This window comes from Synechococcus sp. SYN20 (genome assembly GCF_014279555.1).
Taxonomy (GTDB): domain Bacteria; phylum Cyanobacteriota; class Cyanobacteriia; order PCC-6307; family Cyanobiaceae; genus Synechococcus_C.
This window is the reverse complement of record NZ_CP047959.1, coordinates 657,037-670,027: the sequence shown is the minus strand read 5'-3', so window position 1 is coordinate 670,027 and position 12,991 is coordinate 657,037. Positions and strand designations below refer to the sequence as shown.

Here is a 12,991-nt window from a genome sequence, read left to right as displayed (position 1 = left end):
AACTTCGGCGCATGACACACCTACATCTCAATAATGCCACGTCACTGCATCAATAGCAAGCAACAATTAAGCCCCTATGCATGACCAATCGATTATGTTATGCATTCATCCTATACTCACTCCCGCAAAATTAGCTTTCGTCGATTCGCGACTCTTTTCCCATAAGCCTGTTACTTGCATAGAAGCGGGCAAGCGGCGGCAATCAGACTGCCTAATAACTCTATCTCTCACGCTTCAGGAGATACCTCAACGTAGTAGAAGCAACATTCTCATTAGATTATGATGCGACAAAGCAGAGTGAAAGGATTACAATATTCAAAAAGTTAATTACTGAGCAGGCGGTTATAAACGATTTAGGCAACTAGGTGTAGTCATGATCCGTTTTTAATGGGATCTCAACTCACCAGTAGCTGAGATCCCATTAGTAAAGCAAACAGACCTAGGCGAAGGTGAATGCATACGACAGGGAAGAATCTGCTTGCAAATCTGAAAGGATGGCTACAAGCGAAGCCTGAATTGCCCGCATTACTAAACGCAGACTTTCACGATGCCAGTTCTACCTCGCAGATTCCAGCGATTACAAGCGGTTCTCAACCAACGGATGGCCAACCTCACCGTGCTGGTTGAGCACGTGGACAAACCCCACAACCTCTCTGCCATCCTGCGTAGTTGTGATGCAGTGGGCGTGCTGGAAGCACATGCCGTGAGCCTCAGTGGCCGCTCGCGCACATACAACAGCACCGCTCAAGGCAGTCAACGCTGGGTGCCTTTGCACGACCATCCCAGCATCGATGCAGCTGTCAAAACACTTAAAGACAAAGGCTTTCACCTGTATGGCACCAATCTGAGCGTGGATTCGGTCGATTACCGCGACTGTGACTTCACCGGTCCGAGCGCCTTTGTTTTAGGGGCAGAAAAATGGGGATTAAGCGAAAACGCCACCAAACTGATGGATACAGACGTGTTCATCCCAATGCGCGGCATGGTGCAATCGCTCAACGTCTCCGTGGCCACTGCCACCCTTTTATTCGAGGCACTGCGTCAGCGGGAAGCAGCTGGACTGGCCCCCTCCGATGGAGAGGGAATCCCAGCAGAGAACTACGACAATCTGCTGTTCGAGTGGGCCTATCCAGACGTTGCACTCTGGTGCCGCGAACAAGAACGTCCTTATCCAACGCTCAACGAAAAGGGTGAAATTCAGGGCGATTTACCGCGCACCGCAAAACTACGCTGTTAACCCCCCATGGATGTCAACCTGACCCCAGCCCGTGCCATTAGAACGGCATCAGCATGTCTTTTCCGGCTTTTGAGCGTGCTGCCACGGGATGGTTGCGCCGTGCCGCAGGTAAACGCAGGGCGAACATCAACACCAGCACTTCCAACAGCAAACTGCGCCCAATAAAGAGCACCACCAAGCCGAGAGTGATCGCCAGTATTTGTTCTAAGAGACCAATCACGTCGTCGGGATTGCTGCGCCCTGCCAGCCACAAGTAAGTCATTAGGCCCAATAAAACCAAAGTGGCCCAGAGCGTCATGCGTGAGACACCAACTGTTCTTAGTTTGCCGCGTCGCGACCCGTACTGCTCACCCACGCCTCCAGTCCTTCACCAAGGAAGGACAACCCCAGCACCAGCACAAACATTGCCAGACCTGGATAGAGGGCCGTCCACCAAATGCCGGTGGGCACAGCCGCCAGCGCCAGGTTGAGATCGCTTCCCCATTCAGGCACGGTTTCTGGCAAACCCAAGCCCAAAAAGCCCAATCCTCCCAGCACCAACACTGCATCAGCCGCATTCAAAGTGAGCAGCACGGGTACGGAGGTGATCACATTGCGGAACAGGTAGCGCCGCAAAATCCAGATCGGACCAGCACCGAGGGTTTGTGCTGCCTCCACGAACAGCTCCGATTTCACCTGAGCTGTTTGATTGCGCACCACCCGGAAATACTGCGGGACATAAACCACACACAGAGCAGCTGCTGCATTCGGAATCCCTCGACCCAACAGAAACGCCAACACCACAGACAGCAACAACACTGGCAAGGTGTAAAGCGTGTCCATCAGCAAAACCAGCACACGGTCGACCCCACCGCCCAGATAGCCACTCAACATTCCAACAGGCACTCCCACCACCAAGGCAAGAACCACCGCTAGCAGCACCACTTGAAGGGCAACACCACTTCCTTGCAATGTGCGCACACATACGTCGCGACCGAGCCGGTCGGTACCACACCAATGCTGCGGAGAGGGCGCTGCATAGATCGCATTATCTAAACCGGCATTGGGATCAGGAAGTAAGCCAGCGCTGATCAGTACGGGCGTGAGTAGGGCAACGGCGATGTAAAAGCCCACAATCACAAGACCCCATCGGGCCATACGAGCCGAGAGGGTAGGGCGTGCGATGCCAAGGGGAGAGACCGCAAAACTCAAGACAACAGGTCAATTGACGGATTTCATTCTCACTGGTCCAGCTGCCAAACTTGCAAATGAAAATGCGTCCACGCTGGAGTGAAATTTCGTGGCATCTGCAGCCAACTGGCGATCGCGACTTCTCGGCAGCCTTGAGGGCCAACTCCAGCTGGCCACCTACACAGCTGTGATGATTGGATTCACAGGAGCAACAACGACTGGGCTTTGGCTCAGTAATCGCAACCAGATCCGAAACGGAGAAGCGGAATTACAAGCCAATGCTGAGCATGTACATCAAGCCCTTGTAGAACATGCTCACCTAGGGCAAGGACGTTCATCCAAAGATTGGAGCCCTACGGAGCATGCCGAAGTACGCCAAGAATTGCGCGATCACTCAGGCGTATGGGCCACACTTTGGATCCAACAACCTGATGGAAAGCTGGTGTTACCAAATGCTAGCCACATCAAAATTGATAAAAACATGATTCGGGCCGCCATGAAGGCTCAAAAGAAGACTCAAAAGAAGGACCCAAAGATCTTAATCATCAATCATGAAGGAAGGAAATACCTATCGATATTAAGTCGTACATACCCGTCAGGGGAACAACTTTGGAGTGCCACAAAAGCACGCGACACAGAACGAAGTCAAAACGAATATCTGGGGTGGATGATCCTCATTGGAGTTGGTTCAATGCTGCTCTCACTTATGACCATCACCCTGATGGTGAGGCGCATCGTGAGACCTCTCATGCAACTTAGTGAACGTTGTACAGCCCTCACTGCAGACACCCTAAATCAAGAACCAATTCCTGAGATAACTAATGCACCGAAGGAAGTTCGCCAACTAGCCAGGACCTATGCCGAGTTGATGGAACGTTTATCCCTGTCATGGGATGATCAGCGTCGATTTGTGAGTACCGTGAGCCACGAGTTGCGCACACCACTAACGATTGTTCAAGGTTATCTGCGCCGAACTATTAAGCGCAGCAAGGGACTCACGGCGGACGAACGTCAAGGATTACAAACAGCAGAAGAGGAGAGCATTCGCATGCGCATGCTCCTCGATGACCTCCTCGACCTGTCGCGCGGTGACTCCGGTCAACTTCAACTCAACCAAGAGCTTGTGAATCTTGGGCAATTGGTAGACAAAGTAGCTGATCTCAGCAAAAGCAATCTCACGCATCACAAGTTAGAAGTGGTTAATAACATGCCTGAACATGCGACTAGTGAGGCACTCGCTGATCCTGCTCGCCTGCAACAAGTGCTCTTGGATTTAATCGACAATGCTGCTAAGTATGCACCTCAGGATTCACTGATTACGCTGCTGCTTCACCCTCACGCAGACGGGATCGCAATCGACGTGAAAGACGAAGGCATCGGAATACCTGAAAGTGATTTGCCGAATATATTCAACCGCTTTTACCGTGCTAAAAATAGCTCAGTGAGCAGCGGCACGGGACTTGGATTATCTGTTGTCGCACTCTTAATGTCCGCCATGGGAGGACAAGTATACGTTCAAAGCAAAGAAGGAGAGGGCAGCTGCTTCACCGTGATCCTTCCAAAAACAATAACAAACTTTAAAGCTAAATCATGATGATCTATTACTTAATTTTTTGCTCCCTACTCATTCCTGTAAATCTATGGGCTGCGATCACGCCACATTTACATAGCGAAATAAGCATGCAGATTCTGCATGCATTTTCTACGCTAATTTTACTGCCTTTACTGGCAAGCCTTTGGAGACAACGCAAGCATCTCAATCAAATAGTTGCCTTCATTTTGAGTATTTTTCTTTGCGTGATGGTGGTGATCAACACTTGGATTGCCTTTATGGGAATGGGAGTACGAAATGGCTGGATTGATCATCTCTTTCTTGCACTAGCGGCTGCGAGCGTCGAGGCCTACTTCCTATTCATCCCGGCACCAGCAACTGAAAAAGCTTGAACCAACGGATCAATGCAAGCAAACATTGGCAGCAATCCAATGTCATTCGATCAATCCCAACGAAGCGTCGTCAAAACACGGCAGCAGATCGCAGTGGACTTGAGCCAGCCAGCGATTCCTGCTCCAACAAAAGATGCAGCACTCTGGAACGAGGATCCTGACGGGCTTGAAAGCCCAAACCCTCCTTGGGTAAGGCATCGATAAGAACGCGATTAAGGGCCCTACCCCCTGGCCTAATCACACCATCGAGTCCGTAGGCAGGCCCGCAGCGCATCAACACCTGGCCGCGCCAAATCGGAGAAGGCGCAGCACCCACGCTGTAAACAATGGTTTGAGACGAAACCTGGTTGTTGCTGGAATCCAAGCGAATAGCCAACACGGGCTTGCGCCCAGCCATTCCGCAGGACCATTGATTGGAAACAACAGGATCCACATCCCATCCAGAACCAATCGCTAATTCACCTCGAATCAACTCCAAAGTGTGGCGTTGTTGGGCTGATTCACGCATACGACTCGCCATGCTGTTGCCTAGGCGTAGATCAAAGCCAATCAGCTGCAGCAACACAAAAAACAGCATGCTGCCAAGGCTGAGCGATAGCAGCAGCTCAATCAACGTGAAACCACTCTCCACTCGTGCTTCAGACATTCGTTTGATCATCGACCTATCTCGTAGCGACATCAGGAAGGCATCGGCTACTCAACAGATGCCCGCCATTTGAAGGAAGTGCATCTTGATAGGAGCCAATCCGGCTCACGCCCAAGGGCAAACTCACAACCAAACATCGCGCTTTCGCTAGGCGCTGATGGCTAAGCACCGCAATCCCGCCATCAAGGAGCAAACCGTTGGCTGTAACGCGCAACACCGAGGGCAGGTTGGTGTTTAAGGCAACAGGCCCCTGTTTCAGTTCTTCCTGCAACGCCATCCCAATCCCAGGACAGGCAGGAAGAGAGGCCGGGAGGATCCCTTCATCAGGAGCCATAAAACCCTTCTCGCTCAGGTAGAGACCGCAAGCTCGTTGCTCTCGCCGAACGATGCTGCGGGCCCGATCCAAACCGCTGTGCAAGCGGCGCGCACTGGCATCAAGCTGAAGTTGATCACGATCGGTGCGGCCTGTCACGATCGGAATCGATGCCAAGATTCCTACCAAGCTCACCACCGTGAGTTGCTCGATCAAGTTCATGCGCTCACATCCTGCCTTTGGCAAAGGCCATAAGCCGCAGGCGACAACAGCAAACGCCTCTTAAAGGAAGGTATTGCTTGCTGAGACGTCGTACTGAGCTCAAGCCAATGACCAAGGCCCTGCGGGTCGGCACTCCAACGGATGCTTAATTCAGATCCAAGCGGCAAGCGCTCAGCAACAGCTGCTTCTAAGGCTTCAGGGTTAAACCTGCAATTAGACGAGCTTGGATCAATCACGACAGACGCTGCCGCATCCGACTGAAGCCAGCGATCCGTAGCGATACGCGCTGTCTCCAACTGAAGGGCCAGCGCATCCAACTGAGTGGCGCTTTGTATTTCGCTCGCAGCCTGGTTCCACACACCCAGAGCAGCACTGCTGCTTCCAGCCAACACAACAGACGAGACAACAACCTCGATCAAGGTCATTACTCCCCCCGCAACTGAGACACTCGGCCCTGAAGCTGAACATCTCCAATACCAAGTACTGCAGGTGCAATGGGATCTAACCCAACCCGAAAGCTTCCGGTTCGGCCATCTTCCAATTGCAGTGTCAATTGCCCAATACCAGTGCTGGGCTGCCAATCAAGAAGAGACCACGGAATCTCACCAACTACACCATGACTCAACGCGAATGGATCAGCACCTTCGCAGGACTGGACGACAGCAGACCAATCCGTGAATGGCCATGGCAGCAAACAAGATTCAGGCCCACGGGCAGCTGTAGCAAACGCTTGCGCCGCAGAACGCAACTGATCAGCAACAAGCTCACGACGTCGAAGGACAGTTAGACGCAACCGACCTTGAAGACTCAGCGTATAAATAGACAAGCTCCCTAAGAGCAACACGGCTGACGCAGACAAAGCCAGCGGCAAAACAAAACCAGCCTGGGCTGGAAGCCGAAATGCCGTTACAAGAGACACAGGATCAACACGCAACTGGATGAAGTGTTCCCCGTGCACATCGCACAGCGACGCCCTAGGCAAAAGCATCCAACAAACAATCCGTACCATCACCCATCAGAGGAATCCAAAGAGTGCAAACAATCCCCCAAAGGGGGGATGTCTCAGATCCAAATCCATGTGAGGCTGACGAAGAAGAAAGAAACAACGAAGGGGGGGGGGATGTGAGCAAGCACGACTACAAAGGCCAACAACCCAAAGCTCAAGTGCTGCTCGTCGATGACGATCCAGAGTTGCTGCGCTTTCTCTATCAAGAGTTCACAAGCGACAAGGTGACCTGTACGTGCAGCACGACTGGTGTTAAGGCCCTAACACTGCTGCGACAGCAAAGCTTTGACCTTGTGGTTTTGGATTGGACCCTGCCCGACTTCGATGGCCTGGAGATTTGCCAACGCCTGCGCAACAGTGGCAACACCACACCGGTGCTGATGCTCACGGCCCACGATGATCTCGATGCACGCGTGCAAGCCCTCGACTATGGAGCGGACGACTACCTCAGCAAACCCTTTGAACTCAGGGAGCTGCATGCACGGGTTCGAGCCCGGCTTAGACGTGGCACATTCGCCGCTGCCGAAAAACAAAAGGAACAACTCGAGCTCGGCGACTTGCGCATCAACCTCCTACAACAAGCGGTGCATCGAGGCGAGCACAAGCTCTCGCTGACACGACGGGAATTTGATCTCCTCTGCTATTTGATAGAGCGACCTGGAGAGGCGCTGCACCGCCAAAACATCTTGGAAGGAGTCTGGGGGGCACCTTTCGTGGGTGATCCCAACACCCTGGATGTCTATATGGGGTACCTGCGCCGCAAAATCGAGAAACCAAATCATCCCCAACTTCTGCACACTATTCGCGGGGTGGGATTCATGGCGAGGGTGGAGAACATGACCGCCTGAGTCGCATCTGACAATCGGCGCCACCGTCGGGTACATCAGCAATCTGCAAGTTGCCATCCATCGCTTTGAGCAGGGCATCCACAAGCGATAAGCCAATTCCAGAGCCACGAAGGCGAGACGAGCTGGTTCCACTCCTGAACCGCTGCAACTCTAAAGAGCGCTCTGATGAGGACATTCCATTTCCAGAATCAAGCACATGCAGCACGATCCAATCCTCCTCAATCGAGGCCTCCAAACTCACCGGGCCTTCGCTGTCGAGCAGCGCATTGCTAACCAAGGCATCAAGGCAGTCTTGAAGCAGGCAATAATCACCGATCAAGGTTGAAGGTGATTCAGAGGCCGGTGATGGAAACAGCAAACGTCCATCAGCAACAAAAGCAAGACGTTCATAAGCAATCAGCAACTGCTGATCGACATCAAGGGGCTCCAGATGCAAGTCCAAACGCCCCGCATTGGCGCGGGATAAGTCACGCAACATCGTGATCATCAACCCCATCCGCTTGGCTTCTGAGGCCATCACCGAGATAGGTCGTTGCAACTCAAGGGGGAGCGGATGCCGCTGAAGACGTTGGGCATGGCCCGACATCAAGGTGATGGGCGTACGCAGAGCATGGGCCACTCCATCAACAAAGCTGCTCTCAAGCTTCCAGGCGACAGCCAGGCGTTGCTGCAGGTGATTGAAAGCCAAAGCGATTGGGCGCAACTCGTGCGGCAGATGATCCTGATCGAGGAGGTGATCGCCAAGATTGTCAGCATCAAGAGCCTGGAACTGACGATCAAGCTCTTGAAGCGGCAACAGCAGACCACGCCGAAGCACAAGACGCAACAAAACAAAGGTCAACAAGATGGACCCACCAGCCACCGCGAGCAACAAAAGCTGGCTGAAACGCTCATGGGCTAGGGAATGGGTGATGTTTTGACGCAGCTCCAACCACTGCCAATCACCCTGCACTCTCGACACCCGACGACGACTCACCAGCCACTGCTCTCCTCCTGCAAGAGATTGCTGCTGAGGGAGCAACTCAGGCCCCTGGGAATGCAGGCGGATCTGCAACGTCTGGTTTTCTAAAGGCAAAGCTGGAGGTGTTGTACTTCTGAGCTGCAGGAGCAAGGAGGTGGCGAAGCGCTGGTGATTGTCACGGCGCTGGGCATCCGCCAAACCAGCATTGATTACGAACAACAGGACATAGCCTGCGATCACGGAGAGCAGAGCAGCGGACTGCAAGCCAACCCGCAGGGACGGCAAAGACTGATATTTCCGCGGTAAAGCCAGAACCATAAGAACGTTCTTAGAGAGCTCTAGCTGTTTTCACTGCTACTGGCCATTCACAAAAGAGACGATGGATAGGAGAGCACAAAACGTGCCGAGGAAACGTCAAACCCACACAACATCATGACTTCACTGAATAGCCGCATGCAATTGGCCCTGATCAACCGCAAGAAAGGCCGCAATCTGCTCGAAAAGGGCTTCACCTTGGTGGAGCTGATGATCGTGATTGTGATTGTAGGGATTCTTTCTGCTGTGGCACTTCCCAATTTTCTAAGCCAAAGCGCCAAAGCTAAAATAACCGAACCTATTGGAAAAGTCTCAGCAGGTCTAAAACAAGCACAAAGCCTCTGGGTTGAAACTGGAACATTTGCAAATGTTAACTGTAACGACATCGGGTTTACTGCCACTGATGGGGCATTCACGGAAAATGGATGGACTTATGTATGCACACCCGCTGCGAATGGATCATCCTTAACAATGACTGCCGCGGGCGTTGGTGGCGGAGCCAATGCAAATCTTGGTCTGACGGGATGCACAATCACAGGTGCAACCGGAATAATTACCGCCTGCGTTAAAGATACAGACGCCCAAGCCTAATAAAACAATAATAAAGATGCTCACAACGCAGCGAGTATCTTTCACAAAACTTCAATAGCTACTAGCATTACCAATCAGCCTAAGGATTAACGAAAAAACCAATAGCAAAAGATGAACACAAAAATACTTTTATGCAAGTCTAAAGGATACACAATTACAGAGTTGCTCATAGCTCTGAGCATCCTTGGGATATTGAGCGCTATGGCATTGCCAAACTTCTTCAACCAAGTACAAAAGACTCGCCTAAGTGAAGCCACCTCAGCACTGGTCCAATTGCAAACAATATTAGTGGCCTATGCAGACGAAAACAACACCACAAATAGTGGATGCAACAACGGCACTGCTCCTGCCTGGGGGGATTTAAACGGAATCGCCGCAATCATGACCAACAACGGTCCAGCAAGTGACTGCATAATTCTTACCTCAGCAATCACAATGCCAAGCGGGCATTACACCCTTGCTCGAACCGGCAACACATCAGACAGCAACTATTACGAGTTCACAGCAAGTGATAGCAACGCTCCTGAATTCAATGCCATGGCCTGCGTAGATCTCGTGAACGGAGCGAGTGATATCGAGAAAGGAAACAGCAATACAGCAATCCAAAGTTCAGACCTAGACTGCCGGTAGGAATAGCGACATGAAGCTTTTCAAATCCAAAAGACCACACTTCAGCAAGACATTGAGACTCCGGCAAAGAGTCAAATTGATACAGAGCAGGCCAGACGAACAAGGCATCGCTCTCTTGCTAGCCCTATTAATCGGCATGATCCTGATTGTGGGAGCTACAGGTTTAATGATTCGTCAGCTCATGGCGCGCAAACTAGGGGCAAATGAAAGTTACCAGCAACTAGCAGAAACAGCAGCAGTGAATGGCTTTAACCGTATTCTTGGAAAGCTAAACAACAACAAGCCAGATGAATATCTTGGGTACTTATACGCAGTAAATAATCGAGAAAAGGAAGGTGAACCTGGTCTTCCCGCTGCAGGATATCAATGGAATCTATATGCAACAGAAACCCCACCTCTCCTTCCGCAGCTCTGCACAAATACAACAGGGATCATTAATACCAATGGGATCACTTGGAATCCGCTACAGGAAACAGAACTCACAATCCCAACGGAAGCAACACTGGATGAGGGCAGCAACGGAATGCGCAATGATGGTAACAAAGGAGCGATAAAAACTTCCTACCGTCTTAGGGGATATGCAAAACCAAGTGGTGAGGGTATTTTTGAAGTAGAAGGTTTTGTACGCCGTGATGGCGACCAAGAAGATGAGTACTTCTCTCGCGCACTTCTCACCAGAAGTCTAAGCGTGGTACCACTGATATTGCAGGCAAAAGACTGGGGGGTGATTGCAGGCAACTACCTTGAATTAGGGACCACCTCAGTGGCTGGCGCATCAACAGAAAGCAAAGGCAAAATTGTATGGAATGTAAGCAGTAGTGAAAACTTTCAAAATGCAACTAACTGTACAACAACCAACTACCTAAAAAATCTACCAGGTTTGAATTTCAGTAGCTCCAACACGAGCACTGAAAGTGCAATTGCAAGAGACTTATGGCCAATAGTACAGGGAGCAATACCTCTAAGCCACTACGACAAGGGAAAAACAATCGACAAAATGCCCAGCAACACCAACAAAGTGCGAATATGGAGCTTTGACGATCAGGGGGGAGCTGCTTCGGGCTGTCATAACTCTGTGGTTTGCACAAGGGCACATGACACCAATTCCACAGTAAAGCCACAAATCAGTGAAACTCAAGACAGTAATACTGGACAATGGACTGTCGAGGTGAGTGCAGATGATATCTGTAAAGAGAAAACAAATGTAGACAATGTTTGCCATGTATTCGTAGAGCATATCAACCTGGAACAAACAAACCTATTTTTTAAGGTCTTGAATAGCAACATAGAGGCATTAGTGATTCATCTAGAACTTCCCTATAACACAGCCAAGGCAAGTGATTTAAGTGGTCGAATCCAACTGTCTGAAAACAGCAGCCTTTGTCTAACCAGTAAATTGAGTGAATCAGGAAGTGGATGCGAGAACTCAGAGCCTGAACGACTCGTCATTAGCTCTTCTACAGGACCTCAACCCATCCAATGCAACAACATCAACAACAAACCCTATGTACTTCAAATTGAAGGGAGTGCATTACCTGGAGCACTCATTCACATGCCAAAAGGAAGCTTATATCTTTCAGGGGACGCCCAGTTAAGAGGAATCATCTGGGCCCACGATATTTGCGCTGGAGACCATGGCATAGAACTCACTACGGAAATAGGAGAAAAATCAATCATCGAGACTGCTCAAAGCCTTTGGGGTTGGAAGCCTGAACAAGGCTATGGGCGCATGGTACTTCGCGGGATTCGAGGAACTGGCTTAGATGTATTTAAGAGATTTTAAACACTCTCATTTGAACTTCAGCAAACTCTGGCTCAGCAATAATACAGAAAAGGTGAAAAAGAAAGATGATATAGAAAGAAAAGAATAATCCTTTCCAAGACCCAAAGATCAACCTTTCAACTCAATGATCCGCAGCCGATGCTGGCATTGGCGGACTGCACGACAACGTCAACAGTCCGGCTTCACTTTGATAGAAGTGCTAATTGCCGGTGTCGTTTTATCAGGTGTGATGGCAGCCGTTGGGAAGCTCACAGTGGCAGCAATCGCGGCGAGCCGAATACAAAGTGAACGCACGCGAATCGAAGCTGTCGTGACCGAAAACATTCAGCTCATTCAAAAAGCAGACTCGGAGTTTCGAGTTGACGCAATCGATATCATCGATCAACCATTACCGATCCATGATTGTTCTAATCCAGCCAGAGCCTTAAAGACCTACATCGAAAACCGAAGCAATGAAAATACGGAAACAGCCAGGAAACTCAACCTGCGGAGTCCTGATATCACACGTTCCCTCAAGGAGGGAGAAACCAACAAAACTCTAGTAATCAGTTATTCATTTGAAGCTCCAGAAACAAATATTACCAAGGAATATCGAATATTAGAAATCAATCCAAACTTCCAGGCACGATGCCCGTAAAAACCATGAAAGTACAACAAAAGAGAAAGCAAATCAATGGAGAAGATGCTTTCACATTGATAGAGTTACTGATTACGATAGTGATCGTAGGTCTAGCAAGCACTTGGGCTCTACCAGCTTGGCACCGTCAACTACTGCAGGGGCAAGTTGATCAGTACACAGCGCAGCTAGAGACAGGCTTATTTGATCTCAAGGCAATGGCTGGAAAAGAAAAAATCAGCTTTATTGCCACACCACCTTATATCGATAAATTTAGGGAACCATGGGAAATGATTGAATTCACGAAAAACGACGGGACGCGAATCAACGGGAGTGATCAAAGGCTGTGCGTCATACATGGAGATAATCAGCCAGCATGCGATACAACAAGCGTGAATAATCCCCGCAATCCAAGATTCCGCTTTCTAAAGCTGGAAAACAGCAGACAGTCTCGAGAAATAGAAATAAAAATCAAACTCAATAGTCTACAAACTAAATTTCAAATAACACCACCAGGAACAATTAATTACGAGGATGTTGTCTTCATCATACGATCAAAAAAAGCCAGCGAAAGCTCCAATCAGAAAGTAAAGGAACGTTGCATACTACTTTCAGGTAACGGCTACCTGCGAAGTGGAACCTGGGAAGAGACCTGCCAATGAAACCAGTCATTGCTCGAAGAAAATTGTTCATTCTTTTCTCAGCCTAG

The 12,991-nt window shown here is 50.1% G+C and carries 16 protein-coding genes; 9 read left to right on the top strand and 7 right to left on the bottom strand.

The window, feature by feature from the left end; genetic code table 11:
• Positions 1 to 547: 547 nt before the first annotated feature.
• Positions 548 to 1,237 carry a tRNA (guanosine(18)-2'-O)-methyltransferase TrmH gene (gene trmH / locus SynSYN20_RS03505; RefSeq protein WP_186524752.1) on the top strand — a complete coding sequence of 230 codons (690 nt, stop codon included), beginning with the start codon at positions 548 to 550 and terminating at the stop codon, positions 1,235 to 1,237.
• Positions 1,238 to 1,274: 37 nt separating this feature from the next.
• Here the strand turns inward: trmH and SynSYN20_RS03500 are convergent, their stop codons facing one another.
• Positions 1,275 to 1,535, bottom strand: a complete 261-nt coding sequence (locus tag SynSYN20_RS03500) for a hypothetical protein (RefSeq protein ID WP_186524751.1) — start codon at positions 1,533 to 1,535, stop codon at positions 1,275 to 1,277.
• A 20-nt stretch (positions 1,536 to 1,555) separates the two neighbouring features.
• Positions 1,556 to 2,374, bottom strand: a complete 819-nt coding sequence (locus SynSYN20_RS03495; RefSeq protein WP_186525417.1) for an ABC transporter permease — start codon at positions 2,372 to 2,374, stop codon at positions 1,556 to 1,558.
• Positions 2,375 to 2,597: 223 nt separating this feature from the next.
• On the opposite strand from SynSYN20_RS03495, the gene SynSYN20_RS03490 reads away from it, so the two are divergent.
• Together SynSYN20_RS03490 and SynSYN20_RS03485 are read left to right on the top strand one after the other, a co-directional pair.
• On the top strand, positions 2,598 to 4,001 hold the full coding sequence (locus SynSYN20_RS03490) for a sensor histidine kinase KdpD (protein WP_255476353.1): 1,404 nt from the start codon (positions 2,598 to 2,600) through the stop codon (positions 3,999 to 4,001).
• Positions 3,998 to 4,351 (top strand): hypothetical protein, encoded by a 354-nt coding sequence (locus SynSYN20_RS03485; protein WP_370586699.1) that lies wholly within the window; start codon positions 3,998 to 4,000, stop codon positions 4,349 to 4,351. The genes SynSYN20_RS03490 and SynSYN20_RS03485 overlap by 4 nt, the downstream gene beginning before the upstream one ends.
• 70 nt (positions 4,352 to 4,421) lie before the next feature.
• Here the strand turns inward: SynSYN20_RS03485 and SynSYN20_RS03480 are convergent, their stop codons facing one another.
• Genes SynSYN20_RS03480 through SynSYN20_RS03465 form a run of 4 tightly spaced genes read right to left on the bottom strand, consistent with a single transcriptional unit; the run spans position 4,422 to position 6,520 of the window.
• The gene (locus SynSYN20_RS03480; protein ID WP_255476352.1) at positions 4,422 to 4,997 is read right to left on the bottom strand and encodes a prepilin-type N-terminal cleavage/methylation domain-containing protein; all 576 of its coding nucleotides are present in this window, start codon (positions 4,995 to 4,997) and stop codon (positions 4,422 to 4,424) included.
• A gap of 16 nt (positions 4,998 to 5,013) precedes the next feature.
• The gene (locus tag SynSYN20_RS03475; protein WP_186524748.1) at positions 5,014 to 5,532 is read right to left on the bottom strand and encodes a Tfp pilus assembly protein FimT/FimU; all 519 of its coding nucleotides are present in this window, start codon (positions 5,530 to 5,532) and stop codon (positions 5,014 to 5,016) included.
• Complete coding sequence (locus SynSYN20_RS03470; protein ID WP_186524747.1) at positions 5,529 to 5,957, bottom strand: type II secretion system protein; 429 nt, start codon at positions 5,955 to 5,957, stop codon at positions 5,529 to 5,531. The genes SynSYN20_RS03475 and SynSYN20_RS03470 overlap by 4 nt, the downstream gene beginning before the upstream one ends.
• Complete coding sequence (locus SynSYN20_RS03465; protein ID WP_255476351.1) at positions 5,957 to 6,520, bottom strand: hypothetical protein; 564 nt, start codon at positions 6,518 to 6,520, stop codon at positions 5,957 to 5,959. Before SynSYN20_RS03465 ends, SynSYN20_RS03470 begins: the two co-directional genes overlap by 1 nt.
• A 44-nt stretch (positions 6,521 to 6,564) precedes the next feature.
• On the opposite strand from SynSYN20_RS03465, the gene SynSYN20_RS03460 reads away from it, so the two are divergent.
• On the top strand, positions 6,565 to 7,386 hold the full coding sequence (locus tag SynSYN20_RS03460) for a response regulator transcription factor (protein ID WP_186524745.1): 822 nt from the start codon (positions 6,565 to 6,567) through the stop codon (positions 7,384 to 7,386).
• Here the strand turns inward: SynSYN20_RS03460 and SynSYN20_RS03455 are convergent.
• Entirely contained in the window at positions 7,355 to 8,665 is a 1,311-nt protein-coding gene (locus SynSYN20_RS03455; protein WP_186524744.1) for a HAMP domain-containing sensor histidine kinase, read from the bottom strand. The genes SynSYN20_RS03460 and SynSYN20_RS03455 overlap by 32 nt on opposite strands.
• Positions 8,666 to 8,779: 114 nt before the next feature.
• Here SynSYN20_RS03455 and SynSYN20_RS14605 point away from each other — a divergent pair, with 114 nt between their 5' ends.
• The 5 genes from SynSYN20_RS14605 (at position 8,780) to SynSYN20_RS03430 (ending at position 12,944) form a co-directional block, all read left to right on the top strand.
• A complete protein-coding gene (locus SynSYN20_RS14605) occupies positions 8,780 to 9,253 on the top strand; it encodes a type IV pilin protein (RefSeq protein WP_304623040.1) in 474 nt (157 codons plus the stop codon).
• A 111-nt stretch (positions 9,254 to 9,364) separates the two neighbouring features.
• Entirely contained in the window at positions 9,365 to 9,883 is a 519-nt protein-coding gene (locus tag SynSYN20_RS03445; RefSeq protein WP_186524743.1) for a type IV pilin protein, read from the top strand.
• Positions 9,884 to 10,019: 136 nt separating this feature from the next.
• Positions 10,020 to 11,666 carry a hypothetical protein gene (locus SynSYN20_RS03440; protein ID WP_186524742.1) on the top strand — a complete coding sequence of 549 codons (1,647 nt, stop codon included), beginning with the start codon at positions 10,020 to 10,022 and terminating at the stop codon, positions 11,664 to 11,666.
• A 124-nt stretch (positions 11,667 to 11,790) separates the two neighbouring features.
• A complete protein-coding gene (locus SynSYN20_RS03435) occupies positions 11,791 to 12,303 on the top strand; it encodes a prepilin-type N-terminal cleavage/methylation domain-containing protein (RefSeq protein ID WP_186524741.1) in 513 nt (170 codons plus the stop codon).
• Positions 12,294 to 12,944 (top strand): Tfp pilus assembly protein FimT/FimU, encoded by a 651-nt coding sequence (locus SynSYN20_RS03430; protein WP_186524740.1) that lies wholly within the window; start codon positions 12,294 to 12,296, stop codon positions 12,942 to 12,944. The genes SynSYN20_RS03435 and SynSYN20_RS03430 overlap by 10 nt, the downstream gene beginning before the upstream one ends.
• The last annotated feature ends 47 nt before the right edge of the window (positions 12,945 to 12,991 follow it).

Coding starts and splice junctions, on each gene's coding strand:
- SynSYN20_RS03465 (WP_255476351.1), bottom strand. CDS start 6,520: ATGCTTTTGCCTAGGGCGTCGCTGTGCGATGTGCACGGGGAACACTTC.
- SynSYN20_RS03455 (WP_186524744.1), bottom strand. CDS start 8,665: ATGGTTCTGGCTTTACCGCGGAAATATCAGTCTTTGCCGTCCCTGCGG.
- SynSYN20_RS03490 (WP_255476353.1), top strand. CDS start 2,598: ATGATTGGATTCACAGGAGCAACAACGACTGGGCTTTGGCTCAGTAAT.
- SynSYN20_RS03445 (WP_186524743.1), top strand. CDS start 9,365: ATGAACACAAAAATACTTTTATGCAAGTCTAAAGGATACACAATTACA.
- SynSYN20_RS03430 (WP_186524740.1), top strand. CDS start 12,294: ATGCCCGTAAAAACCATGAAAGTACAACAAAAGAGAAAGCAAATCAAT.
- SynSYN20_RS14605 (WP_304623040.1), top strand. CDS start 8,780: ATGACTTCACTGAATAGCCGCATGCAATTGGCCCTGATCAACCGCAAG.
- SynSYN20_RS03500 (WP_186524751.1), bottom strand. CDS start 1,535: ATGACGCTCTGGGCCACTTTGGTTTTATTGGGCCTAATGACTTACTTG.
- SynSYN20_RS03435 (WP_186524741.1), top strand. CDS start 11,791: ATGATCCGCAGCCGATGCTGGCATTGGCGGACTGCACGACAACGTCAA.
- SynSYN20_RS03485 (WP_370586699.1), top strand. CDS start 3,998: ATGATGATCTATTACTTAATTTTTTGCTCCCTACTCATTCCTGTAAAT.
- SynSYN20_RS03470 (WP_186524747.1), bottom strand. CDS start 5,957: ATGACCTTGATCGAGGTTGTTGTCTCGTCTGTTGTGTTGGCTGGAAGC.
- SynSYN20_RS03495 (WP_186525417.1), bottom strand. CDS start 2,374: ATGGCCCGATGGGGTCTTGTGATTGTGGGCTTTTACATCGCCGTTGCC.
- SynSYN20_RS03440 (WP_186524742.1), top strand. CDS start 10,020: ATGATCCTGATTGTGGGAGCTACAGGTTTAATGATTCGTCAGCTCATG.
- SynSYN20_RS03480 (WP_255476352.1), bottom strand. CDS start 4,997: ATGTCTGAAGCACGAGTGGAGAGTGGTTTCACGTTGATTGAGCTGCTG.
- trmH (WP_186524752.1), top strand. CDS start 548: ATGCCAGTTCTACCTCGCAGATTCCAGCGATTACAAGCGGTTCTCAAC.
- SynSYN20_RS03475 (WP_186524748.1), bottom strand. CDS start 5,532: ATGAACTTGATCGAGCAACTCACGGTGGTGAGCTTGGTAGGAATCTTG.